The sequence below is a fragment of the Terrabacter sp. LjRoot27 genome, from assembly GCF_964254175.1.
Classification (GTDB): domain Bacteria; phylum Actinomycetota; class Actinomycetes; order Actinomycetales; family Dermatophilaceae; genus Terrabacter.
On record NZ_CAXUSS020000001.1, the window covers coordinates 1,784,451 to 1,807,528 of the forward strand.

18 protein-coding genes and 1 riboswitch are annotated in these 23,078 nt (G+C 72.5%); of the genes, 9 read left to right on the forward strand and 9 right to left on the reverse strand.

Going from position 1 to position 23,078, the window contains the following annotated elements:
• The first annotated feature begins 1 nt into the window (after position 1).
• Positions 2–1,090 carry an endonuclease/exonuclease/phosphatase family protein gene (locus ACSQ2D_RS08320; protein ID WP_435985487.1) on the forward strand — a complete coding sequence of 363 codons (1,089 nt, stop codon included), beginning with the start codon at positions 2–4 and terminating at the stop codon, positions 1,088–1,090.
• A gap of 71 nt (positions 1,091–1,161) precedes the next feature.
• On the opposite strand, the gene ACSQ2D_RS08325 is transcribed toward ACSQ2D_RS08320, so the two are convergent.
• Positions 1,162–2,559 carry an aminotransferase class V-fold PLP-dependent enzyme gene (locus ACSQ2D_RS08325; RefSeq protein ID WP_435985488.1) on the reverse strand — a complete coding sequence of 466 codons (1,398 nt, stop codon included), beginning with the start codon at positions 2,557–2,559 and terminating at the stop codon, positions 1,162–1,164.
• A gap of 36 nt (positions 2,560–2,595) precedes the next feature.
• Positions 2,596–2,721: riboswitch (SAM riboswitch) on the reverse strand.
• Positions 2,722–3,008: 287 nt separating this feature from the next.
• Between ACSQ2D_RS08325 and ACSQ2D_RS08330 the strand changes: the two genes are divergently transcribed.
• Positions 3,009–5,939, forward strand: a complete 2,931-nt coding sequence (locus tag ACSQ2D_RS08330; protein ID WP_435985489.1) for a DNA translocase FtsK 4TM domain-containing protein — start codon at positions 3,009–3,011, stop codon at positions 5,937–5,939.
• Between the two features lie 98 nt (positions 5,940–6,037).
• Here the strand turns inward: ACSQ2D_RS08330 and ACSQ2D_RS08335 are convergent, their stop codons facing one another.
• The 6 genes from ACSQ2D_RS08335 to ACSQ2D_RS08360 are packed head-to-tail and all read right to left on the reverse strand — an operon-like array spanning position 6,038 to position 13,922.
• The gene (locus tag ACSQ2D_RS08335; protein ID WP_435985490.1) at positions 6,038–6,715 is read right to left on the reverse strand and encodes a response regulator transcription factor; all 678 of its coding nucleotides are present in this window, start codon (positions 6,713–6,715) and stop codon (positions 6,038–6,040) included.
• Positions 6,712–9,417 carry a DUF4118 domain-containing protein gene (locus ACSQ2D_RS08340; protein ID WP_435985491.1) on the reverse strand — a complete coding sequence of 902 codons (2,706 nt, stop codon included), beginning with the start codon at positions 9,415–9,417 and terminating at the stop codon, positions 6,712–6,714. Before ACSQ2D_RS08340 ends, ACSQ2D_RS08335 begins: the two co-directional genes overlap by 4 nt.
• A 17-nt stretch (positions 9,418–9,434) precedes the next feature.
• Positions 9,435–10,007 carry a K(+)-transporting ATPase subunit C gene (kdpC, locus tag ACSQ2D_RS08345; RefSeq protein ID WP_435985492.1) on the reverse strand — a complete coding sequence of 191 codons (573 nt, stop codon included), beginning with the start codon at positions 10,005–10,007 and terminating at the stop codon, positions 9,435–9,437.
• Between the two features lie 5 nt (positions 10,008–10,012).
• Positions 10,013–12,193, reverse strand: coding sequence for a potassium-transporting ATPase subunit KdpB (kdpB, locus tag ACSQ2D_RS08350; RefSeq protein ID WP_435985493.1), 2,181 nt, complete (start codon positions 12,191–12,193; stop codon positions 10,013–10,015).
• On the reverse strand, positions 12,190–13,836 hold the full coding sequence (kdpA, locus tag ACSQ2D_RS08355) for a potassium-transporting ATPase subunit KdpA (RefSeq protein ID WP_435985494.1): 1,647 nt from the start codon (positions 13,834–13,836) through the stop codon (positions 12,190–12,192). The genes kdpB and kdpA overlap by 4 nt, the downstream gene beginning before the upstream one ends.
• A complete protein-coding gene (locus ACSQ2D_RS08360) occupies positions 13,836–13,922 on the reverse strand; it encodes a potassium-transporting ATPase subunit F (protein WP_435987834.1) in 87 nt (28 codons plus the stop codon). The genes kdpA and ACSQ2D_RS08360 overlap by 1 nt, the downstream gene beginning before the upstream one ends.
• Before the next feature lie 101 nt (positions 13,923–14,023).
• Between ACSQ2D_RS08360 and ACSQ2D_RS08365 the strand changes: the two genes are divergently transcribed.
• Positions 14,024–14,767 (forward strand): ion channel, encoded by a 744-nt coding sequence (locus ACSQ2D_RS08365; RefSeq protein WP_435985495.1) that lies wholly within the window; start codon positions 14,024–14,026, stop codon positions 14,765–14,767.
• A gap of 55 nt (positions 14,768–14,822) precedes the next feature.
• On the opposite strand, the gene ACSQ2D_RS08370 is transcribed toward ACSQ2D_RS08365, so the two are convergent.
• Entirely contained in the window at positions 14,823–16,043 is a 1,221-nt protein-coding gene (locus ACSQ2D_RS08370) for a dipeptidase (RefSeq protein WP_435985496.1), read from the reverse strand.
• 28 nt (positions 16,044–16,071) lie between these two features.
• Between ACSQ2D_RS08370 and rimO the strand changes: the two genes are divergently transcribed.
• The 6 genes from rimO to ACSQ2D_RS08400 are packed head-to-tail and all read left to right on the forward strand — an operon-like array spanning position 16,072 to position 21,264.
• The gene (gene rimO, locus ACSQ2D_RS08375) at positions 16,072–17,547 is read left to right on the forward strand and encodes a 30S ribosomal protein S12 methylthiotransferase RimO (RefSeq protein WP_435985497.1); all 1,476 of its coding nucleotides are present in this window, start codon (positions 16,072–16,074) and stop codon (positions 17,545–17,547) included.
• A complete protein-coding gene (gene pgsA, locus ACSQ2D_RS08380) occupies positions 17,544–18,299 on the forward strand; it encodes a CDP-diacylglycerol--glycerol-3-phosphate 3-phosphatidyltransferase (protein ID WP_435985498.1) in 756 nt (251 codons plus the stop codon). Before rimO ends, pgsA begins: the two co-directional genes overlap by 4 nt.
• Position 18,300: 1 nt before the next feature.
• Positions 18,301–18,930: a CinA family protein gene (locus ACSQ2D_RS08385; protein ID WP_435985499.1), complete on the forward strand. Its 630-nt coding sequence runs from the start codon at positions 18,301–18,303 to the stop codon at positions 18,928–18,930.
• Between the two features lie 11 nt (positions 18,931–18,941).
• A complete protein-coding gene (locus ACSQ2D_RS08390) occupies positions 18,942–19,244 on the forward strand; it encodes a helix-turn-helix domain-containing protein (RefSeq protein ID WP_435985500.1) in 303 nt (100 codons plus the stop codon).
• A gap of 17 nt (positions 19,245–19,261) precedes the next feature.
• Positions 19,262–20,161, forward strand: a complete 900-nt coding sequence (locus ACSQ2D_RS08395; RefSeq protein ID WP_435985501.1) for a serine hydrolase — start codon at positions 19,262–19,264, stop codon at positions 20,159–20,161.
• Positions 20,158–21,264, forward strand: coding sequence for a dipeptide epimerase (locus ACSQ2D_RS08400; protein ID WP_435985502.1), 1,107 nt, complete (start codon positions 20,158–20,160; stop codon positions 21,262–21,264). The genes ACSQ2D_RS08395 and ACSQ2D_RS08400 overlap by 4 nt, the downstream gene beginning before the upstream one ends.
• 68 nt (positions 21,265–21,332) lie before the next feature.
• Here the strand turns inward: ACSQ2D_RS08400 and ACSQ2D_RS08405 are convergent, their stop codons facing one another.
• Complete coding sequence (locus ACSQ2D_RS08405) at positions 21,333–22,934, reverse strand: DUF3352 domain-containing protein (protein ID WP_435985503.1); 1,602 nt, start codon at positions 22,932–22,934, stop codon at positions 21,333–21,335.
• Positions 22,935–23,078: the final 144 nt, after the last annotated feature.

A 23,078-nucleotide genomic window follows, 5' to 3' on the forward strand; every position in this document is an offset into this window, starting at 1 on the left:
CGTGACGGTGCAGGAGGTTGCCCGGGGGACCGGGCCCGCCGGCGACGGCGACGACGTGCCCGCCGGCCCGCCGGGGGACACCGGGGAGACCGCCGGGTCGTCGACGCCGGAGCCGGCGCGACGGGCACCGCGCCGGCGCTGGGTCGACGTCGTCATCGGCGTCGTCCTGCTCGGGCTCGTCGCGGTCGGCGCGCTGCGCTGGTACGACTCGACGGCGTACGTCGTCGTCGTGCTCCAGACGGCCGGACCCTTCGTCGTCATCGGCCTGGGCCTGCTCACGGTGGCGACGCTCGTGCTGCGCCGGTGGTGGATGGTGGCCCCGGTCGTCGTCGCGCTCGTCGTGGCGGCGACCGTCGCGGCCCCCGCCTTCCGGGCCACGTCCTCGCCCAAGGCCGACCGCGACCTCACCGTCATGTCGGCCAATGTCTGGGTCGGCTCGGCCAACGCCGGCCAGCTCATGGACGCCGTGCGCTTCCACTCGGTCGACGTCCTCGTCCTCACCGAGGCCACGCCGGCGATCCTGCGGCGGCTCGACGCCGAGGGCGCCGGCGACTACTTCTCGCAGCGCGAGGGCGTGGCCCGCGCGAACACCTCCAGCGGCACGATGGTGCTCTCGCGCTACCCGCTCTCGGTGCGCAGCCTCGGCACCGACCCCGCGCTCGAGGGCACCCAGAGCGTCCAGCCCGAGGTCGACGTGACCGTCCCCAACGGCACGGTCCGCCTCAAGGTCGCCCACCCCGCGGCGCCGTTGCGCGGTGACACGCTCGAGTGGCGCGCCGGTCTGCGGGCGCTCGAGTCGTGGAAGCAGCGGCTCGACGGCGACGAGCTCGTCGTCATGGCCGGCGACTTCAACGCCGGCTTCGGCCACCCGGGCTTCCGCGACCTCGCCGCCGGTCTCGATGACGCGCAGCGCACCGACGGGCAGGGGTGGGTGCGCACCTGGCCGTTCGCCGGCAACCGGCTCCCGGCCTTCGTGCAGCTCGACCACCTGCTGAGCCGCGGGCTGACGGTCGTCTCGGCCGGGCAGGTGGCCTTCAACCGGGCCGACCACGCCGCCGTCTGGGCGAGCTACGCGCTGCCGGCACGCTGACCGAGCCGCTGACCGCGGCCACGCCCGACCGCGCTGACACACCGACCCCGCTCAGCGGCAGACGCCCGCAGTCACCAGGGTCGCTCGACCTCGACGTCGCGCGGGTCGGTGCCCTCGAGCGCCCAGCCGGTCTCCGTGAGCGTCCACTCGGCGTCGGTGCCGTGCTCGACGAGGCGCGCGACGGCGGCGACGAGGCGCTCGACCCCCTCGAGCGTGCTGCCGAGGCCGATGCTGGCGCGGACGGCGGTGACGGAGCGCTCGCCCCAGGGGTCCTCGAGGAGCTCGTCGACGAGCAGGTGGGCGCAGAACTTGCCGTCCCGCACGCCGATGCCGTGCTCGACGGAGAGCACCTGCGAGACGAGCGAGGAGTCCCAGCCGTCGATGGTGAAGGCCACGACGCCGACGCGGTCGCTGTCGTCGCCGAAGATCGAGAGGACCTCGACGCCTGCGACGTCGTCGAGGCCGGTGCGCAGCCGCTCGAGCAGGCGGGTCTCGTGCTCCTCGATCGCCTCGCGGTGGCGGCTGATCGTCGAGCACGCCGCGGCGAGCGCGATGGCGCCGATGACGTTGGGGCTGCCGCCCTCGTGGCGGGCCGGGCCGGTCGCCCACGTCGTGCCGTCCTCGGTCACCGAGCGCGTCGCGCCGCCGCCGAGCAGGTAGGGGTTGCCGGCGTCGAGCCAGTCGGAGCGCCCGGCGAGGACGCCTGCGCCGTAGGGGGCGTACGTCTTGTGCCCCGAGAACGCGACGTAGTCGGCGTCCCACGCGGCGAGGTCGATGGTGCGGTGCGCCGAGAGCTGGGCCGCGTCGACGGCGATCCGGGCTCCGTGCGCGTGGGCCAGCGCGGCGAAGCGCTCGACGGGCCAGACCTCACCCGTGACGTTCGAGGCGGCCGCGACGACGACGAGGCGGTGGCGCGACGGGTGGTCGGCCAGTGCCTCCTCGAGCAGGGCGTGCGCGTCCTCGACCGTCTGCGGGACGGGGAGGCGCACGGTGCGGAAGCGGCCCCACGGCAGCAGGGTCGAGTGGTGCTCGGTGCCGAAGACGAAGACCGTCGTGCGGCTCGGCAGCGCCTTGCTCAGCAGCGCCCAGGAGTCGGTCGTCGTCCGGGTGAAGACGACCGAGTCGCCCTCGCGCGCGCCGACGAAGGAGGCGACCTCCGCGCGGGCCTGCTCGTACCACGCGCTCGTCAGCCGCGAGGCGAAGCCGGCGCCCCGGTGGACGGAGGAGTAGGTCTCGAGGGCACGGTCGACGGCCCCCTTGACCGTCTCGAGCGCCGGCGTCGAGGCCGCGTGGTCGAGGTTGGCGTATGCCGTGTCGCCGTGCAGCGTGGGCACGCGCAGTCCCGCGCCGACGACGGTGGGCAGCGTGCGCGCCTCCGGCACGACGTGCAGGGCGCGGGTGCGCACGAGCGGTGCGGGGGAGCCTCCACAGAGGGAGGCGGCGGGGTGCGTCGAGGGAAGGACCGACATGGGAGTGCTCCTGGGTCATGGGACCCACCTCGTGCAGGTCCGCGCTTGCCGACCTCGAGGACGCATGCGGACCGAGGGCGGCCTGGTCGTCACCCGGAGCACCCCACCGCGGAGGAGGGTTGCTGGCCAGCGAGCCGGGGCTTGTCACTGGCACTCATGACCTGCGCAAGACCATAGGCGGGACGGTCGCCGGCTGTCCACCGGTCGCTCCCCGGGTGTCGCGATCTGAGACGCCGCCCGGCCCGAGGTGCGCCCGCGGCACCCGACGACGGTCCCCACGGTGCGCGGGAGGTGCGCCCACGGCACCCGACGACGGTCCCCACGGTGCGCGGGAGGTGCGCCCACGGCATACGAGAGCCCTGTGAGCCCTGGAGAGCGCTGTCCGACTGATCGGTCCTGTTGCGCGTGTGACGCGTGAGTTCATCGGTGCGTTGACGTACGGTGCCAGCATGGCGTCACGTCCGTCCACCAGCCAGCGCTCGAGCTCCGCCGCGGCCACCCGCGCCAAGGGATCCGCGGGCAGCGCCTCGTCACGCCCTCCGGCAGCACGCGGTGGTAGGCCGGCGCAGCGCAAGCCCGCTGCCCGCAAGCCCGCCGCCAAGACGGCGTCCAAGACCCGGGGCGGAGGCCTCCCCTTCCCGCTCGGCGCGATGCGCAACACGTGGATGGGGGTCTCGCACATGGCCGGGGGAGCGGTGCGCCGCGTCGGCCACAGCGCCGCCGACCTCGAGCCCGAGCACCGTCGCGACGGCATCGGCTTCGCCCTCATCGCGCTCGCCGTCGTCGTCGCCGCCCGTGAGTGGTGGGGCGTCTCCGGCACCTTCGGCCAGGTCGTGCACGCCGTCTTCGCCGGCACCTTCGGCCGCGTCGCGTACGCCGTCCCGCTCGTGCTGCTCGCGCTCGGCCTGCGCATGCTGCGCGCCCCCCAGGACGACGCGGCGACCAACCGCATCGTCGTCGGCACCATCGCCCTGACCTTCGCCGCGTGCGGTCTGTCGCACCTCGCCGACGGCATCCCCAACCCGCCCGACGGCGCCGACGGCATGCGCGCCGCCGGTGGCATCCTCGGCTTCCTCGCGTCGAGCCCCCTCGCGGCGGCCGTCTCGACCTACGGGGCGCTCGTCCTGCTCATCCTGCTCGGGCTCTTCGGCCTGCTCGTCATCACGGCGACGCCGGTCAACATGATCCCGACCCGCATGCGGCAGCTGCGGGCCCTCGTCATCGACCGCGACCACGTCGACGAGCAGCCCGACGAGGCGCTCGACGCCCCGGCCGCCGCGGTCAAGCGCGCGCGTCGCAAGGCCGTCGACCTCGCCGACCGTGACGGCGACGAGGCGTTCCGCCAGGCCGCGCAGAAGGCGCTCGAGGACGAGGCGACCACGCAGCTGCGGCCCGGCGAGAAGCGCCCGACGCCTCCCGGTCTGCTCGCCCCCCGCCCCGGCGGCGAGAAGGGCGCCGAGCGCGTCATCGACGCCACCGACCCCAAGACCCTCGGCGCCCCCGACACGAGCAAGGTCGGCCCCAAGGCCGAGCTCATCCCGCCGCCCATGTCCGACCTGCCCGCTCGCGTCGAGCAGCTGAGCCTCGGCGGCGACATCACCTACCAGCTGCCCGACCACTCGATGCTGACGCCGGGTCCGCCGCACAAGACGCGCAGCGAGACCAACGACCGCGTCGTCGAGTCGCTGACCAACGTCTTCGACCAGTTCGACATCGACGCCGCGGTCACCGGCTTCACCCGTGGCCCGACGGTGACGCGCTACGAGGTCGAGCTCGGCTCGGGCACCAAGGTCGAGCGCGTCACCGCGCTCTCCAAGAACATCGCGTATGCCGTGGCCTCGGCCGACGTGCGCATCCTCAGCCCCATCCCGGGCAAGTCCGCCATCGGCATCGAGATCCCGAACCTCGACCGTGAGAACGTGTCGCTCGGCGACGTCTTGCGCAGCAACACGGCCCGCACCAACGAGCACCCGATGGTCATGGGTGTCGGCAAGGACGTCGAGGGCGCCTACGTCATCGCCAACCTCGCGAAGATGCCGCACCTGCTCGTCGCCGGCGCCACCGGTTCGGGCAAGAGCAGCTTCGTCAACTCGATGATCACCTCGATCCTCATGCGCTCGACGCCCGAGGAGGTCCGGATGATCCTCGTCGACCCGAAGCGGGTCGAGCTGACGGCCTACGAGGGCATCCCGCACCTCATCACGCCGATCATCACCAACCCGAAGAAGGCCGCCGAGGCGCTCGCGTGGGTCGTCAAGGAGATGGACCAGCGCTACGACGACCTCGCGGCGTTCGGCTTCAAGCACGTCGACGACTTCAACAAGGCCGTCCGCGCCGGCAAGGTCAAGCCGCTGCCCGGCTCGGAGCGGCAGATCACGACCTACCCGTACCTCCTCGTCGTCGTCGACGAGCTCGCCGACCTCATGATGGTCGCCCCGCGCGACGTCGAGGAGTCGGTCGTGCGCATCACCCAGCTCGCGCGCGCCGCCGGCATCCACCTCGTCCTCGCGACGCAGCGGCCGTCGGTCGACGTCGTCACGGGCCTCATCAAGGCCAACGTGCCCTCGCGGATGGCCTTCGCGACGTCCTCGCTCGCGGACTCCCGCGTCGTGCTCGACCAGCCCGGCGCCGAGAAGCTCATCGGCCAGGGTGACGCGCTCTTCCTGCCGATGGGCGCGAGCAAGCCGATGCGTGTGCAGGGCGCGTGGGTCAACGAGTCCGAGATCCACGAGGTCGTCAAGTTCGTCACGACCCAGCTCAAGCCCAACTACGTCGAGAACGTCACCGTCGCGGCGCCGAAGAAGCAGATCGACGACGACATCGGCGACGACCTCGACGTGCTGCTCCAGGCCACCGAGCTCGTCGTCACGACCCAGTTCGGCTCGACGTCGATGCTCCAGCGCAAGCTGCGCGTCGGCTTCGCCAAGGCCGGTCGCCTCATGGACCTGCTCGAGTCGCGCGGTGTCGTCGGCCCGAGCGAGGGGTCCAAGGCCCGCGACGTGCTCGTGCGCCCGGACGACCTCGAGCAGACGCTCGCGCTGCTGCGTGGTGAGGACGTGCCGCACCCCAACGAGCCCGTCGACGCCGACGACCTCGCCGACATCATCGAGCCCGCGGAGCCGTATGCCGCCCCGCCCGTCGACGTGGAGCCCCCGGACGTGTCGGCCGGCTACACCGATGAGCCGGAGGAGGCCGCGCCCCAGCGGACGGCCGCCCTCGTCGCCGAGCGTGGCGAGCAGCGCGCCCACGAGGACGAGACGACCGCGGTGCCGACGGCCCGGTGGACGCCGGGCGACATGACGCGCACCGTCGACGAGGACGACGAGGAGTCCGAGGACGCCTGGAACCTCACCGACCGCGGCCCTCGTGAGCGCTACTGACCCGAAGTGCTCGACGCCTTCCCGTCCCAACCGTCGAAAGGCCACAAACCGGGAGGGACGCGCTTCGCGCGGCACACCGGTTTGTGGCCTTTCGACGGTCAGGGGTTGAAGCGGTAGCCGAGGCCGGGCTCGGTGACCAGGTGGCGCGGGTTCGCCGGGTCGGGCTCGAGCTTGCGGCGCAGCTGGTTGGCGTAGACGCGAAGGTAGTTCGACTCGCGGCCGTAGGACGGGCCCCACACGGCCCGGAGCAGGTCCTGCTGCTGGACGAGGTGGCCCGGCTCGCGGCACAGAGCCTCGAGCACCCGCCACTCCGTCGGCGTCAGACGGACCTCCTCGCCGTCGACGGTCGCACGACGCTCGGCGAAGTCGAGGACGAAGTGGTCGGTGACGACGGGGCCGAGGTGCCGCCCGAGGTCACCGCCGCGGCGCACCGCGGCGCGCACCCTGGCGAGGAGCTCCTCGACGCCGAAGGGCTTGGTGACGTAGTCGTCCGCGCCGAGGTCGAGCGCCTCGATCTTGTCGTCGGACTCGTGCCGTGCCGACAGGACGATGACGGGCACGACCGATGCGGCGCGGATGCGGCGGAGCACCTCGGTGCCGTCGAGGTCGGGCAGCCCGAGGTCGAGGATGACGACGTCGGGCGCGTCCTCGAGGACCGACTGCACGGCGGTGCGACCGTCGGCGGCCGTGACGACCTCGTTGCCGTGGGCGCGCAGCGCGATCGTCAGCGTGCGCTGCAGCCGCGGGTCGTCGTCGACGACGAGCACTCGGGTCACGCGTCCTCCTTGGTGTCGGCCGGCTCGGTCGCCCCGGTGGCCACGGTCGCCCCGGTGGCTCCGGTCGCCTCGGTGGCTCCGGTCGCCTCGGTCGAGGTGGTGCCGGCCGCGACGTCCGTGCCGCCATCACCTCGGACCGAGGGGGCGGGCGGCGCGTGCGGGGTCGGGGTGAGCGGCAGCTCCACGACCATGGTGAGCCCACCGCCCGGGGTGTCCTCGGGCACGAGCGAACCGCCGAGGACGCTCATCAGCCCTCGGGCGACGGCGAGCCCGAGGCCGAGGCCGTCGCCCTGGGGCGCATCGCCGACGCGCTGGAACGCGGCGAAGATGCGCTCCTTGTCGGCGTCGGACACCCCGGGCCCGCGGTCGACGACCCGCAGCTGCACGGTGTCGCCGATGCGACCTGCGGTGATGCGCACCTCGGCGTCGCCGCTGTGCCGCAGGGCGTTCTCGACGACGTTGGCGAGCACCCGGTCGAGCAGCCCGAGGTCGGTGCGCACGAGGGGGAGGTCCGGTTCGAGGTCGACCTCGACGCGCTGCGGCGCCGACGTGGTGCGCACCGTCGACACGACGGCGTCGAGCAGGTCGATGGAGTGGTGGTGCGCGCGCACGGCTCCGGTCTCGAGGCGTGACAGGTCGAGCAGGTTGCCGATGAGGGCGTCGAGGCGGTCGGCGCTCTCCTCGACCGACTCGAGCAGCTCCGCCTCGTCCTCGGCCGTCAGGTCGAGCCCGGCCTGGCGCAACGTCGAGACGCCGGCCTTGATGCTCGCGAGAGGCGTGCGCAGGTCGTGCGAGACGGCGGCGAGGAGCGTCGTGCGTGCGGCGTTGTCGCGCGCGAGCCCGGCGGCCTCGCGCGCGGCCCGGACGAGCTGCTCGCGTCCGTGGAGGATCGCGGCGTGCGCGGCGTAGGCGTTGACGACGCGCTGGTCCTCCGCGGCCACGGGAGGGCCGTCGAGCAGCAGGTGGACGCCGTCGTCGACGGTGACGTCGAGCGCCCAGCCCGTGCCGGCAGGGAGCACGCTTCCGGCCGGCAGGTCGGCGTCGGTCGAGGCGACGACGGTCGTGGGCCGGTCGGGGTGCACCTCGGCGAGCACGGCGGCCCGCATGCCGAGGTCGTCCCGCGCCCGGTCGAGCAGGGCCGGCAGGGGCCGAGGCTCCGCGAGCAGGTCACGGCTCATCGCGGCGAGCGCCGACGACTCGCGCTCGGCCGAGATCGCCTGTTCGGTGCGGCGGGCGGCGACGTTGACGACCGACGAGACGGCCATGGCCACGAGCACGAAGACGGCGAGCGCCAGGGCGTTGGGTGGGTCGCTGATGGTCAGGGTGCCCCGCGGCTCGGTGAAGAACCAGTTGACGACGAGCGACCCGACGACGGCGCAGAAGAGCGCGGGCCAGATGCCGCCGACGAGAGCGCAGACCACGGTGAGGGCGAGGTAGAGCAGCAGGTCGAGCGACAGGGTGTGACCTTCGCGCGTCGCGACGAGGACCCCCGTCAGGGCGACGAGGGCGACGACGGCGAGGAGCAGCCCGGTGACCACCCGACGGGTGGGCAGGCCGGTCGCGCGCGACCGCCGTCGGCCCACCTTCGAACCCTCGTGCGACACGAGGTGGACGTCGATGTCGCCCGACTCGTCGGCGACCTCGGAGGCGATGCTCGGTCGGAGGATCTGCTGCCAGCGCCCACGTCGGCTCACGCCGACCACGATCTGCGTCGCGTTGACGCCGCGCGCGTGGTCGAGGATGGCCTCGGCCACGTCGTGACCCGACACGTCGTGGAACTCCGCGCCGAGGTCGTGCGCCAGCCGGCGCAGGCGAGCGAGCACGGCAGGGTCGGTCGAGGTCAGCCCCTCGGCGGACCGGACGTGGCAGGCGATGAGATCCCCGCCGGCGGCCCGGGTGGCGATCCGGGCGCCGCGTCGCAGCAGGGTCTCGCTCCCGGTCTCGCCGGTCAGCGCCACGACGACGCGCTCGCGCGCGGGCCACTGGTCGAGGATGCCCTGGTCGGCCCGGTAGCGCTCGAGGGCCTCGTCGACCCGGTCGGCGAGCCAGAGCAGGGCGATCTCGCGCAGCGCCGAGAGGTTGCCGACCCGGAAGTAGTTGGCGAGGGCGGCGTCGACCTTGTCGGGTCCGTAGATGTTGCCGTGGGCCATGCGACGGCGGAGGGCCTCGGGCGACATGTCGACGAGCTGCACCTGGTCGGCGTGGCGCACCACCTCGTCGGGCACGGTCTCCTGCTGACGGATGCCGGTGATCGACTCGACCACGTCGTTGAGGGACTCGAGGTGCTGGATGTTGACGGTGGAGATGACGTCGATGCCGGCATCGAGGATCTCCTCGACGTCCTGCCACCGCTTCTCGTGGCCGGCGTCCGGACCGTCCGCGACTCCGCCATCGGTGGCGTCGCGGTTGCGGACGTTGGTGTGCGCGAGCTCGTCGACGAGGACCACGTGGGGACGTCGGGCGAGGACCGCGGGGACGTCGAGCTCGGTGAGCCGGCTGCCGCGGTACTCGACCGTGCGACGAGGGAGGACCTCGAGGCCCTCGAGCATGGCCGCCGTGTGGGACCGCCCGTGCGTCTCGACGTAGCCGACGACGACGTCGGTGCCGCGCTCGAGGCGGCGGTGGCCTTCATCGAGCATGGCGACCGTCTTGCCGACTCCCGGTGCTGCCCCGAGATAGATCCGCAGCGACCCACGCCCCATGAGGCGATCCTCTCAGGTCACCCCGCGCTCGGCGCCGTGAGGCGCGCGAGGGCGAGGTTGAGCTCGAGGACGTCGACCCGCGGCTGACCGAGGAAGCCGGCCACCCGCTCCTGCGTGTGCTCAGCCACGAGCGACCGCACCTGGCTCACGTCGAGCCCACGGGCCGCGGCGACGCGCTCGACCTGGGCTGCGGCATACGTCGGCGAGATGTGCGGATCGAGCCCGCTGGCGGATGCCGTCAGGGCGTCGGCGGGTGCGCTGGTCGCGTCGAGGCCGGCGGCCTGCCCGCGCTGCGCGACCTCGGCGTCGAGGTCAGGCCCGGGCCCGAGGTTGGTGCCGCCGCTCGTGTCCCCGGCGTAGGCACTGGCCGAGGGGCGGCCGTGGAACCACTCGTCGCCCGGCCACTGCTGGCCGATGAGGCTCGAGCCGACCACCCTGCCGCCGGACGAGACGAGCGAGCCGGCCGCCTGGTCTCGCGCCACGAACTGGCCGACACCCCACACGACGGCGGGGTAGAGCACCCCGAGCAGGACGGTGAGGACGAGCATGGCCCGGAGGCCCGCGAGGGACTGCTTGACGACGTTGTTCACAGGTCTCACATCATTCCGGGTAGGTGGCTCACGACGAGGTCGATCAGCTTGATGCCGATGAAGGGGGCGATGACGCCGCCGACGCCGTAGACGAGGATGTTGCGTCGCAGGAGGGCGGTGCTGCCGGAGGGTCGGTAGCGAACGCCTTTGAGCGACAAGGGGATCAGCGCGACGATGATGAGCGCGTTGAAGATGACGGCCGAGAGCATCGCCGACTTCGGGGTCGACAGGCCCATGACGTTGAGCGCGTCGAGACCGGGGAAGAGCACGACGAACATCGCCGGGATGATCGCGAAGTACTTCGCGATGTCGTTGGCGATCGAGAAGGTGGTCAGCGCGCCTCGGGTGATGAGCAGCTGCTTGCCGATCGAGACGACGTCGATGAGCTTCGTCGGGTCGGAGTCGAGGTCGACCATGTTGGCCGCCTCCTTGGCTGCGGACGTCCCGGTGTTCATCGCGACACCGACGTCGGACTGCGCGAGTGCAGGGGCGTCGTTCGTGCCGTCACCCGTCATCGCGACGAGTCGGCCGCCCTCCTGCTCCTTCTTGATGAGCGCCATCTTGTCCTCGGGCGTCGCCTCGGCGAGGAAGTCGTCGACCCCGGCCTCTGCCGCGATGGACCTGGCCGTGAGCGGGTTGTCGCCCGTGATCATCACGGTGCGGATGCCCATCGCGCGCAGCTGGGCGAAGCGCTCCTTCATGCCGGGCTTGACGACGTCCTTGAGGTGGATGACGCCGAGCACCCGAGCCGGCTCGCCCGGCTGCATCGACGCGACGACCAGAGGGGTCCCGCCGGAGCTCGCGATCCCCGCGACCTCGGTGAGCACCCCGGACGGGACGCCACCCCCGTGGTCGGAAGCCCAGCGGCACACGGCGTCGGACGCGCCCTTGCGCACGGCCGTGCCGTCGGGCAGGTCGATCCCCGACATGCGGGTCTGCGCGGTGAACTCCACGAACGTGGCACCCTCGCGCCGGACGTCGTCGAAGCGGGTACGCGTCTCGTCGGCGAGTCCCCGCGCTGACAGCTCGACGATCGAGCGCCCCTCGGGCGTCTCGTCGGCCAGTGAGGAGAGGTATGCCGCCTCGGTGACCTCCACGTCGGGAAGCCCGGGGGCCGCGAGCAGCTCGGTCGCACGGCGGTTGCCGAAGGTGATGGTGCCGGTCTTGTCGAGCAGGAGCGTGGACACGTCACCCGCCGCCTCGACGGCGCGCCCGGACATGGCGAGGACGTTGTGCTGGACGAGCCGGTCCATGCCCGCGATGCCGATCGCCGAGAGCAGAGCCCCGATGGTCGTCGGGATGAGGCAGACGAGGAGCGCCACGAGCACGACGACCGACTGCGCCTGGCCGGAGTAGACGGCGAGCGGCTGGATCGCCATGACGGCGAGGACGAAGATGATCGTCAGCGTCGTGAGCAGGATCGTGAGGGCGATCTCGTTCGGCGTCTTCTGCCGGGCGGCGCCCTCGACGAGCGCGATCATCCGGTCGATGAAGGTCTCACCGGGCCTGGTCGTGATGCGCACGGTGATGCCGTCGGAGAGCACGGTCGTGCCGCCGGTGACGGCGCACCGGTCGCCGCCGGACTCGCGGATGACGGGGGCGGACTCGCCGGTGATCGCCGACTCGTCGACCGTGGCCATGCCCTCGACGACGTCTCCGTCGCCGGGGATGACCTCGCCGGGCCGCACGACGACGAGGTCGCCGATCGTGAGGTCCGAGGCGGCGACCGTCTCGAGGGAGCCGTCGGCACGCCGACGCTGCGCGGTCGTCGTGGTGCGCGTGGCCCGCAGCGTGGCCGCCTGGGCCTTGCCGCGACCCTCGGCGACGGCCTCGGCCATGTTGGCGAAGAGCACGGTGGCCCACAGCCAGAGCGTGATGCTCCAGGCGAACCACGAGGGGTCGACGAGGGCGACGACCGTGGTCACGAGCGAGCCGACCCACACGACGAAGACGACGGGGCTGCGCCACACGTGGCGTGGGTCGAGCTTGCGGACGGCCTCGGGGAAGGTCGCGACGAGCTGCCGCGAGAGGGTGGCGAGCGACACGGACCCACGTGCGGCACGGATGAGCTCCGATGCGGGAGGCGCCGTCTCCGTGGCGCCGGACCTCGGGTCGGTGCCGGCGCCCTGACCGGTGGTGGGTGACGACGGCGTCGTCGTCACGGACGGGGTGGGCGAGGTGGTCATGACAGTGCCTCCGCGAGGGGACCGAGGGCCAGGGCCGGGAAGAACGTGAGTCCGGTGACGATGACCGCCACCCCGACGAAGAGGCCCGCGAACGTGGGTGTGTGGGTGGGCAGCGTGCCGGCATTGACAGGCCGGCGCCGTTGCGCCACAAGAGAACCGGCAAGAGCCAGCACGAGGACGATCGGCACGAAGCGGCCGAGGAACATGCACAGGGCGAGGGTGAGGTTCGTGTAGGGCGTGTCCGCCGAGAAGCCCGCGAAGGCGCTGCCGTTGTTGTTGGCGGCCGACGCGTACGCGTACATCACCTCGGTGAGCCCGTGCGGCCCCGAGGCGAGCATCTGCGACGAGACGAGCGGCGCGACCATCCCGATGCCGGTGAAGACGAGCACGAGGGCAGGCATGACGAGCAGCGCGAGCGCGGTGAGGGTGATCTCGCGCCGCCCCACCTGCTTGCCGAGCAGCTCGGGCGTGCGCCCGACCATGAGTCCCGAGATGAAGACGGTCAGCACGGCGAGGAGCAGCGCGCCGTAGAGCCCCGAGCCGACGCCACCGGGGGAGACCTCGCCGAGCAGCATCGAGAAGAGCGCACCGCCGCCGCCGAGCGCACTGTAGCTCTCGTGCATCGAGTTGACGGCGCCGGTCGACGTGCCGGTCGTGCTCGCCGCGAAGAGCGCGGACGGCCAGACGCCGAAGCGCAGCTCCTTGCCCTCGAGGCCGCCGAGGGGTCCGCTCGCGGCACTCACCTCGGCCCACGTCACGGCGGCGACCATGAGCCCCCACAGGGTCCCCATGAAGGCGAGCACCGTCCAGCCCTGCCGGCGGTCGCCGACGAGGATGCCGTAGGTCCGCGGCAGCGAGAAGGGGATGACGAGCAGCAGGAAGATCTCGACGAGGTTCGTGACGGCGTTCGGGTTCTCGAAGGGGTGGGCGGAGTTCGCGTTGAAGTAGCCACCCCCGTTGGTACCGAGCTCCTTGATCGCCTCCTGGGAGGCGACGAGCCCGCCCTGGATGACCTGCGACCCGCCGGACACGGTCGTGACCTCCGTCGGCGACATGAGGTTCTGGATGACGCCGCCGAGCAGCAGCACGACGGCGCCGACGAGCGCGAGCGGCAGCAGGACGCGGACGGTGCCCCGCACGAGGTCGACCCAGAAGTTGCCGATCTCGGCGCCACTGGAGCGTGACAGCCCGCGCACGAGCGCCACGGCCACGGCGAGGCCCACGGCCGGAGAGACGAAGTTCTGGACGGTCAGCCCGAGCGTCTGGACGAGCGGCGACGTGCCGGACTCACCGGCATACGACTGCCAGTTCGTGTTCGTCACGAACGAGACGGCGGTGTTGAGCGCGGTGTCGAGGTGCATCGACGCGCCGCGCGCGAGCGGCAGGACGCCCTGCAGGGCGATGAGCGCGAAGAGCAGGACGATCCCGACGACGGAGAAGCCGAGGACGGCGACGGCATACGTGCTCCAGCGCTGCTGGGACGACGGGTCGATGCGGCACAGGCGGTAGACGAGGCGCTCGACGCGCCAGTGCTTGGCGTCGGTGAAGACGCGGGCCATCCACGACCCGAGGGGCACGTGAGCGACGGCGAGGGCGGCGACGAGGACGGCGATCGTGAGCAGCCCGCTGGCGGTGTCGCTCATCAGAAGCGGTCCGGGTGGAGGAGCACGTGGACGAGGTAGGCCAGCACGGCGATCCCGACCACGCCGAGGAGGATGGAGGTGAACATGACTCCTTCCTAGGGTCGCCACCGCTGCCGACCGCGGCCGTTGACCTCGCGCTGACGGCTCTTGACGCGTTCTTGACGGGGCCGCCACTAGAGTCCGAGTCGTGAGTGCGTCGCTGGAGCTCTGGCCGTCATCGCCCCGTCGTTCGGGGCCGCCGTCGCGGGTCGACCGCCTGCGCCGCAAGGTGAACGAGCTGCCGTGTGCCCTCCTGCTCTTCACCCAGCTCGCGGCGCTCGTGGCCTACCCGTTCATCGAGACGCGGGCGGGTGACGTCCGTGAGACGGGCCGGGCCATCTTCGGCCTCATCGGCCTCGTCGTGCTGTTCCTCGCCGTGCGGGCGGTACGGGCGACACCGGCCCTGACGTGGGTCGCGGTGGGGCTGGGCGGCCCGGTCGTGCTGCTCACCATCGGCGAGGCGGTGTGGCCGACGAACGACGTCGTCGCCTTCTGGAGCGCCCTGCTGCACGCGCTCTTCTACTTCTACACGGGCTACGGGCTGCTGCGGTACATGTTCGCCGACAACTGGGTGACGCGCGACGAGCTCTACGCCACCGGCGCGACGTTCACCGTCGTGGCGTGGGGCTTCGCCTACCTCTACGTCGCCGTCCAGCTCCTGTGGCCCAACTCGTTCACCATCTACGGCGAGGCCGACCCGGGCACGCGCACGTGGTTCGAGCTGCTCTACCTCTCGATCACGACCATGACCTCGACGGGCCTCTCCGACATCATCGCGGTCGAGCCGCACGCCCGGGCCTTCGTGCTGCTCCAGCAGATCGCGGGCATGCTCTACGTCGCGCTCGTCGTCGCCCGCCTCGTCGGGCTCACCATCGCTCGCTTCCGCCAGTAGGCGTTCGCGCCCACCGAGGGCGTATGCCGTGTGCCCGGGTCGCGCTCGGACGCCCTCAGCGGGTGCCGTCGAGCTCGGCGAAGGTCCTGAGGCTCGGGGCGCGGGTGGCCTGCAGGTCGCGGGCCACGGCCTCGACGTCGCGCATGACACGCAGGGTGTTGCCGCGGACGAGCCGCGCGACCTCGGCCTCGGACCACGACCGGTCGAGCAGGGCGGCGACGAGCCGCGGGTAGCCGCTGACGTCCTCGAGACCGACGGGGAAGGTGTCGGTGCCGTCGTAGTCGCCGCCGATGCCGATGTGGTCGATGCCGGCGACCTCGCGCACGTGCTCGAGGTGGGCGACGACCTGCTCGATCGTCGCGTCGGGCTTGGGGTGCTCGCGCTGCCAGCCGGCGGTGAACCGGCCGAACGCCTCCCAGTCCCGCGCCTCGACGCCCACCTCGGCCGCAGCCGCGGCAGCCTCGACGCGCCAGGCGGCGGTGGCGGGGGAGACGAACTCGGGCACGAAGGTCACCATGCACACGCCGCCGTTGGTGGGCAGCGCGGCGAGCACGTCGTCGGGCACGTTGCGGGGGGTGTCGCACAGTGCGAGCGCCGAGGAGTGGCTGAAGATGACGGGGGCGTCGGTGGTCTCGAGCGCGGTCCGCATCGTCGTCGCGGCGACGTGGCTGAGGTCGACCATCATGCCGAGCCGGTTCATCTCCCGCACGACCTCGCGGCCGAACTCGCTGAGCCCGCCGACGACGGGCACGTCGGTGGCCGAGTCCGCCCACGGCGTGTTGTCGTTGTGCGTCAGCGTCAGGTAGCGCACGCCGAGGACGTGGAGCAGGCGCAGGGTGCCGAGCGAGCAGCCGATGGAGTGACCGCCCTCGGCGCCGAGCAGGGACGCGACGCGGCCTGTCGCGGTGGCCGCCTCCACCTCGTCCGCGGTGCGGGCCAGAGCCAGCCGGTCGGCATACGACCCGATCATCCGGTGCACGCCGTCGACCTGCTCCAGCGTCGCCGTGACGGCCGAGTCGCCCTGGAGGGTGCTCGGCACGAAGACCGACCAGAACTGGGCGCCGACCCCGCCCTCGGCCAGGCGCGGGAGGTCGGTCTGCGTCGACGTGAGGCGACCGGAGATGTCGAGCGCCTCGAAGTCGTAGCCGGTCTGCTCGCGCGCCTCCCACGGGAGGTCGTTGTGGCCGTCGACGAGGGGGTGCTCCCGGAGGAGCTCGCGTGCCCGCGTCAGGAGGTCGTCGTGGCCCTGGGGGGCGGTTCCGAGCATGTCGGCCATTGAACACCCCGCCATCTAGAGTGGACGCATGACCCCTCCCCACCCGAGCGCCGACAAGAGCGTCGCACTCGTCACCCTCGGGTGCACGCGCAACGAGGTCGACTCCGAGGAGCTGGCCGGCCGGCTGCTCGCGGAGGGCTGGCGTCTCGTCGACGACGCGGCCGAGGCCGACGTCGCCGTCGTCAACACGTGCGGCTTCGTCGAGCAGGCCAAGAAGGACTCCATCGACGCCCTCCTCGAGGCCTCCGACCTCAAGGGCGAGGGCAGCCGCACGCAGAAGGTCGTGGCCGTCGGCTGCCTCGCCGAGCGCTACGGCAAGGAGCTCGCCGACCAGCTGCCCGAGGCCGACGCCGTGCTCGGCTTCGACTCCTACCGCGACATGAGCAGCCACCTGCAGACGATCCTCGCCGGTGGCCACGTCGAGAGCCACACGCCCGGAGACCGCCGCACGCTGCTCCCGCTCACCCCGGTCGAGCGCCAGCAGGGCTCCGCGTCCGTCGCGCTCCCGGGGCACGGCGACGCCCGCCCGGACCTCGCCGACAGCGACGTGCCGACCCCTGCCTCCGGGCCCCGCGTCATCCGCGCACGCCTCGACGGCCGCCCCTGGGCGCCGCTCAAGATCGCGTCGGGCTGCGACCGCCGCTGCTCGTTCTGCGCCATCCCGATGTTCCGTGGCGCCTTCCTGTCACGCCGTCCGGCCGACATCGTCGCCGAGGGCCGCTGGCTCGCCGAGCAGGGCGTCAAGGAGCTCTTCCTCGTCTCCGAGAACTCCACGAGCTACGGCAAGGACCTCGGCGACCTCGCCCTCCTCGAGAAGCTCCTGCCCGAGCTGACCGCCATCGAGGGCATCGAGCGGGTCCGCGTCTCCTACCTCCAGCCGGCCGAGATCCGTCCGGGCCTGCTGCGTGCCATGGCCGACACCCCCGGGGTCGTGCCCTACTACGACATCTCCTTCCAGCACGCGTCCGAGCCGCTGCTGCGCTCGATGCGCCGTTTCGGCTCGCGGGAGGCCTTCCTCGACCTGCTCGGCCGCGTGCGCGCGGACGCGCCGGAGGCCGGCATCCGCTGCAACGTCATCGTCGGCTTCCCCGGCGAGACCGAGGCCGACCTCGACGAGCTCGAGGCCTTCCTCACCGAGGCGCGCCTCGACGTCGTCGGCGTCTTCGGCTACTCCGACGAGGACGGCACCGAGGCGGAGGGGTATGCCGGCAAGCTGGCCCCCGAGGTCGTCGCCGAGCGTCTCGACCGCTTCACCCGCCTCGTCGAGGAGCTCAACGCCCAGCGGGCCGAGGAGCGCGTCGGCGAGCGGGTCCTCGTCCTCGTGGAGGAGATCGACGACGAGGAGGGCACCGTCATCGGGCGCGCCGACTTCCAGGGCCCCGACGTCGACGGCGTCACCATCGTGCACGTCCCAGAGGGCGCCCCGGCCCCTCAGGTCGGCGACCTCGTGCCGGCTGTCGTCGTCGGCACCGAGGGGATCGACCTCGTCGCGGAGCCGCGATGACGCCACAGACCTTCCACCGGGGGGAGGGGCCCGCGCCCCGGCCCACCGACTGGAACCTGCCCAACGCCCTGACGGTGCTGCGCTTCCTGCTCGTGCCCGTCTACGCCGTGCTGCTCTTCCAGGACGGCGGCCACGAGCCGTGGTGGCGCTTCTGGGCCTGGGCGGTCTTCGTCCTCGCAGCGGTCACCGACGGCATCGACGGCAAGATCGCGCGGCAGCGCGGCGAGATCACGAACTTCGGCAAGGTCGCCGACCCCATCGCGGACAAGGCGCTGACGGGCACGGCCTTCATCGGGCTGTCGCTGCTCGGGGTCGTCTGGTGGTGGGTGACGGTCGTCATCCTCGTCCGTGAGATCGGCATCACCGTGCTGCGCTTCGTCGTCATCCGGCACGGCGTCATGCCGGCCGGTCGCGGCGGCAAGCTCAAGACGATGCTCCAGACGCTGTCGCTCGGCGCCCTGACCTTCCCCCTCTGGGTGCTCCCCTTTGGCGACGCCTGGCTGCTCGCGGCGTACGTCGTGCTCGGCGCGGCCCTCGTCATGACGGTCATCAGTGGCATCGACTACGTCTTCAAGGCCGCGCGACTGCGCGAGACGAGCGAGCGGACCCTTGCACGGCGGGCCGCCCGCGCCGCTGCCCGCGATGCCGCCCGCGATGCCGCCCGCGATGCCGCCCGCGATGCGAGGTCCGAGGCGGCGGACGGCCCGTCCGGCGACCCGGCACCGCCCGAGCGGACGGCGAAGCGGGACTGACGTGGACGACGTCGTCGAGTCCGCCGAGTCCGTCGAGTCCGTCGAGTCCGTCGAGTCCGTCGAGGCGCCCGGGGCGCGGCTCGTGGCCCGCCTGACCGAGGCGCACGAGACCGTGGCGTGCGCCGAGTCGCTCACGGCCGGCCTCGTCGCCGCCACCGTGGCCGACACCCCCGGAGCGTCCGCGGTGCTGCTCGGTGGGGTCGTCGCCTATGCCGCAGCGGTCAAGACGGCACTGCTCGGCGTGCCCGCCGACCTCGTCGCGCGGGTCGGCACCGTCGACCCCGAGGTCGCCGTCCTCATGGCCGAGGGCGTACGCCGCCGGCTGGGCTCCACGTGGGGTCTCGCCACGACCGGCGTGGCCGGTCCGGGACCGTCGGAGGGCAAGCCTGCGGGCACGGTCCACGTGGCCGTGGCCGGGCCGTCGGGAACAGTGACGCGCGCGCTGGGGTTGAACGGGACCAGGGCCGAGATCCGGTCGGCCACCGTCGACGCGGTGCTCCGGCTCGCGGTGGAGGAGACGGGCGCCACGCGCCAAACACCTGCGCCGCCGTGGGACCCTCGGGGTACGGTAGGGCTGTCGGGTCGCCCCGACGACGGCTCCACACCCGAACGCACGACACCAGCGACCTGAAGGAGGACGGCATGACGACACTGTTGCGACGCGAGCTCGGCGACGTCCTCCGTGAGCGCCGGCGCGCCCAGGGTCGCACCCTCCGTGAGGTCTCGGCGACCGCCTCCGTCTCCCTCGGCTACCTCAGCGAGGTCGAGCGCGGCGAGAAGGAAGCCTCGTCCGAGCTGCTCGCCTCGATCTGCGGCGCGCTGTCGCTCCCGCTGTCGCAGGTCCTCATCGACGTGTCCAACCGGATGGCCGAGAGCGAGGGCCTCGCCCCGACCGTCTCGCTGCCCGTCCCGTCGGGCGACGTGGTGTCCGCCTCCGCCGCCTGATCGTCTACCGTGCTGGGGTGCGCAGCCCCTTCTCGGACCTCGACTCACGACTGGACCGGGCCGTGGTGCCCCGGGACCCGTCGGCCCAGCCGCAGCCCGCCACCGTGTCGGTGTGGCTGGGCGACCTGCAAGGCCGGTCCCGCTACGAGCACGACGCGCTCGCACCCCACTACGCGGCGTCCACCATGAAGCTCCCGCTCGTCATCGCCGCCTTCCGGCGCGTCGTGCGCGGCGAGCTCGACCTCGACGCGCCGGTCGCGGTCACCGGCACCTTCGCCTCCGTGCTCGACGGCTCCACGTTCGCGCTCGACGAGTCGGAGGACCAGGACCCGCAGACGTGGGCGGCCGTCGGCGGCACCCGCACCCTGGGTGAGCTGGCCGAGCAGGCCATCACCCACTCGAGCAACATCGCGACCAACCTGCTCGTCGACGTCGTCGGCCTCGACGAGGTCGCCGAGGTGCTCCGGATCGTCGGCTGCTCGCCGGCCACCGTGGTCGGGCGCGGCATCGAGGACGCCGTGGCTCGTCACGCCGGGATCACCAACACCGTGACCGCCGCCGACCTGGGGCTCGTCATGGCCGCGGTCGGGCGTCGCGAGCCCGCTCTCGGCGGCGACGAGGTGCTCACACCGGTCGAGGAGATGCTGGCCCGTCAGGTCCACGTCGACCAGGTGCCGGCCGGACTGCCGCCGGGCACCGCGACCGCGAGCAAGTCGGGCTGGATCCCCGGCGTCTCCCACGACGTCGCGCTCGTGCGTCCGGAGGGGGAGGAGCCCTTCGTCATCGCCGTCTGCACGACGATCGACCTCGACGAGACGGAGGCGGCCGTCTTCGTCGCCGGCATCGCCCACGACGTCTGGCGCGCCGAGCACCCGACCGAGGACAACAGCGAGAACACCGAGGAGGAGCGAGCATGACCACCGTCGCGCGGGTGACGACGACGACCTCGTCCGTGCCGCTGCACACGCCGTTCGTCACGGCCCTGCGCCGCACCGAGACCACCGACACCGTCGTCGTCACCGTCACCGACAGCGACGGCCGCACGGGCTGGGGCGAGGCGCCGCAGGTGTGGCAGGTGACGGGGGAGTCGCTCGCGAGCGCCACCGCCTGCATCGAGCAGATGCTCGCCCCTGCCGTCACGGGTCACCGGCTCGACGACCGCAGCGACCTCGCCGTAGCCGCTGCCGTCGTCCAGCGCGCCGTGGCCCGCAACTTCGGCGCCAAGGCCGCGGTCGACGCGGCCCTGCACGACCTCGTCGCCCAGGCGGAGGGCACGTCGGTGGCGGTGCTGCTCGCGGCCCGGCCGGACGGCATACGCGAGGTGCTGACGACCGACGTCACCCTGTCGGCAGGTGCCGCTGACGCCCTAGCCGACACGGCCCGAGCGCGCGTGTCCGACGGTTTCCGCACCCTGAAGATGAAGGTCGGCACCGACGCGAGCACCGACGTGCAGCGTGTCGCGTCGGTGCGCGACGCCGTCGGTCCCGACGTCGCCATCCGGCTGGACGCCAACCAGGGCTGGACGCGCGAGGAGGCCGTGCAGGTCATCCGTGCGCTCGAGGTCGCCGACCTCGGGGTCGAGTTCGTCGAGCAGCCCGTCGTGGCCGACGACGTCGAGGGACTGGCCTGGGTGCGCGAGCGGGTCGGACTGCCGGTCATGGCCGACGAGTCGTGCTACGGCCCCTTCGACCTCGAGCGGATCATCCGGCTGGACGCGGCCGACCTCGTCAACGTCAAGCTCGCCAAGTGCGGGTCGCTCACCGTGGGCCGTGACATGCTGCGCCGCGCCCACGACGCAGGACTGCGCACCATCGTCGGATCGATGATGGAGAGCCACGTGGGGGTCGGGGCCGCGGCGGCGCTCGTGGCTGCCGAGCCGACCACCGAGGTGAGCGACCTCGACGCCGCATGGTGGTCGGTCAGCTCGCCCGTCATCGGTGGAATCACTTACTCCGGCAACCAGATCCGTGTGCCGAGCACAGACGGCCTGGGGATCACGGGGTTCGTCGACCGCGCGTGACCCCGCTGGTGCCAGACACACGAAGGGCCCCGCTCCGGCGGGGCCCTTCGTGTGTGTCGCGGGTCGGGTCAGTCGCCCAGGACCCGCAGTGAGAACGAGCCCTCACCGTTGCCGGTGTTGGTGGCGGTGAAGCCGACGGCACGCAGCGACTCGAGGAAGGACTTGGCCTCGCCGTGCACCTCGCCCTTGACGATGGCGTCGATCTTGTCGAGGTCGACGAAGAGCGTCGCGGTGGCGTTGCTGACGTCGCCGACGGCGAGCTTGAACGTGTCGCTCTCGCCGAGCTTGCCGGCCGACTTGAGGTCGTCGGCGTAGTCGGGCGTCGTGGCCACGAAGACCTTGTCGCCCTCGACCTTGTGGGTCAGCACGTCGCTGCCCACGCCGGCCGACTCCATGAGGCGACCGACGAGCTCGTCGGCGCGCTTGGCGTCGCTCGAGACGACCTTCGCGCCGAGGACGGGCACGTCGGACTGGAGGTCCTGCTCGGGCATGGCCAGGGTGAAGGACCGGCCGAGCAGCACCTTGAGGTCGTCGGGGAGCTTCATGCCGAGCTGCTGCTCGACCATGCCGATCGGGTCGGACTCACCGTCGGCGGCGGCGAGGCTCTCGATCTGCTTCTTCAGCTGGGGCCACGCGGAGTCGAGCATCTGGTCGGCGCCCGAGACGTTGAAGGCGGCCATCGTGTTGGCTGGGAGGGAGGCCACCTCGCTGCCGTCGCCCTTGACGGACCTCGTCGCGTCGGCGCCGCGCACGACGCCCGCCATCTCGACGTAGTCGGCGTCGAAGCGGACCGCCGTCGCGACGCGTCCCTTGGCCGAGGCCAGGGCCGTCGCGTCCATCCCCGTCGTGCCGCTGAGCTTCTGGATCTCCTTGAGGCCCGTGCCCATGTCGAACCACGCCGACAGGATGCCCTGCTCGCCGAGCGCCGCCATGTCGGAGGTGAAGTCGGCGTTCTGCGCGAGCGTGCCCTTGGAGGCGGCGGCGAGGGTGGCGTCGCCGACGCCGGGCGGGGTGACGATGGCGTAGCCGTCCTTCATCCGCAGCTCGGTGTCGGAGCCGCCCTTGTCGCAGGCGAAGAGCCTGGTCAGGGTGTCCTTGGCCGCCGACTCGTCCTTGACCTGGATCGCGATGGCGACGTTGGGGGCGTCCTCGGTGCCGCCGGGCCGGATCGCGGCGCCGACGCGGTCACCGAGCCAGGGCGCGATGTCGGTGTCGTAGCTGAACTTGGCGACGCAGTCGTTGCTCGCGTCCTTGGAGGCGAGCTGCCACAGCTGCTTTCGGGGGTCGTCGGCGCCGAGCGTGTCCTTGACCTTGGGCAGCTTGCCCAGGAAGCGCACCGCGGCGATCTTCTGGCCGGCCGACGGGTCGATGTCGAGACGGAAGTAGGCGTACGCGTCGCCGGGCAGCACGTCGGCGGGCTGGGAGCCGCCACCGCTCAGCGTCTGGAAGGCGAAGGCCCCTGCGCCGCCGAGGACGAGGGCCGTGACGACGCCGCCGACGAGCAGGCCCGTCCGCTTGCGGCCACCGGACGCGGGCGGCTGCGGGTCGTCGGAGAGGGTGACCTCACCGGGGACGGTCTCGGCCGCGCCGGCGGGCGTCGGGTAGGTGTAGGGCTGGGCCGCCGCGCGCGTGGGCTCGGTGGGCTCGGTGGGCCCGGTGGGCTCGGTCATGGTGTGCTCCCCTGAAGAGTTCGGTGTGCCGCGCGGCTGCGCGCGCGACGAGAGGACGATACCGGCCGCGCCGGACGTTCGCGGGCGGTTGCGGTAACGCTCCGACGACGGGTTCGCGCGGAACGGTTCCGGCGCGGCGGGTGG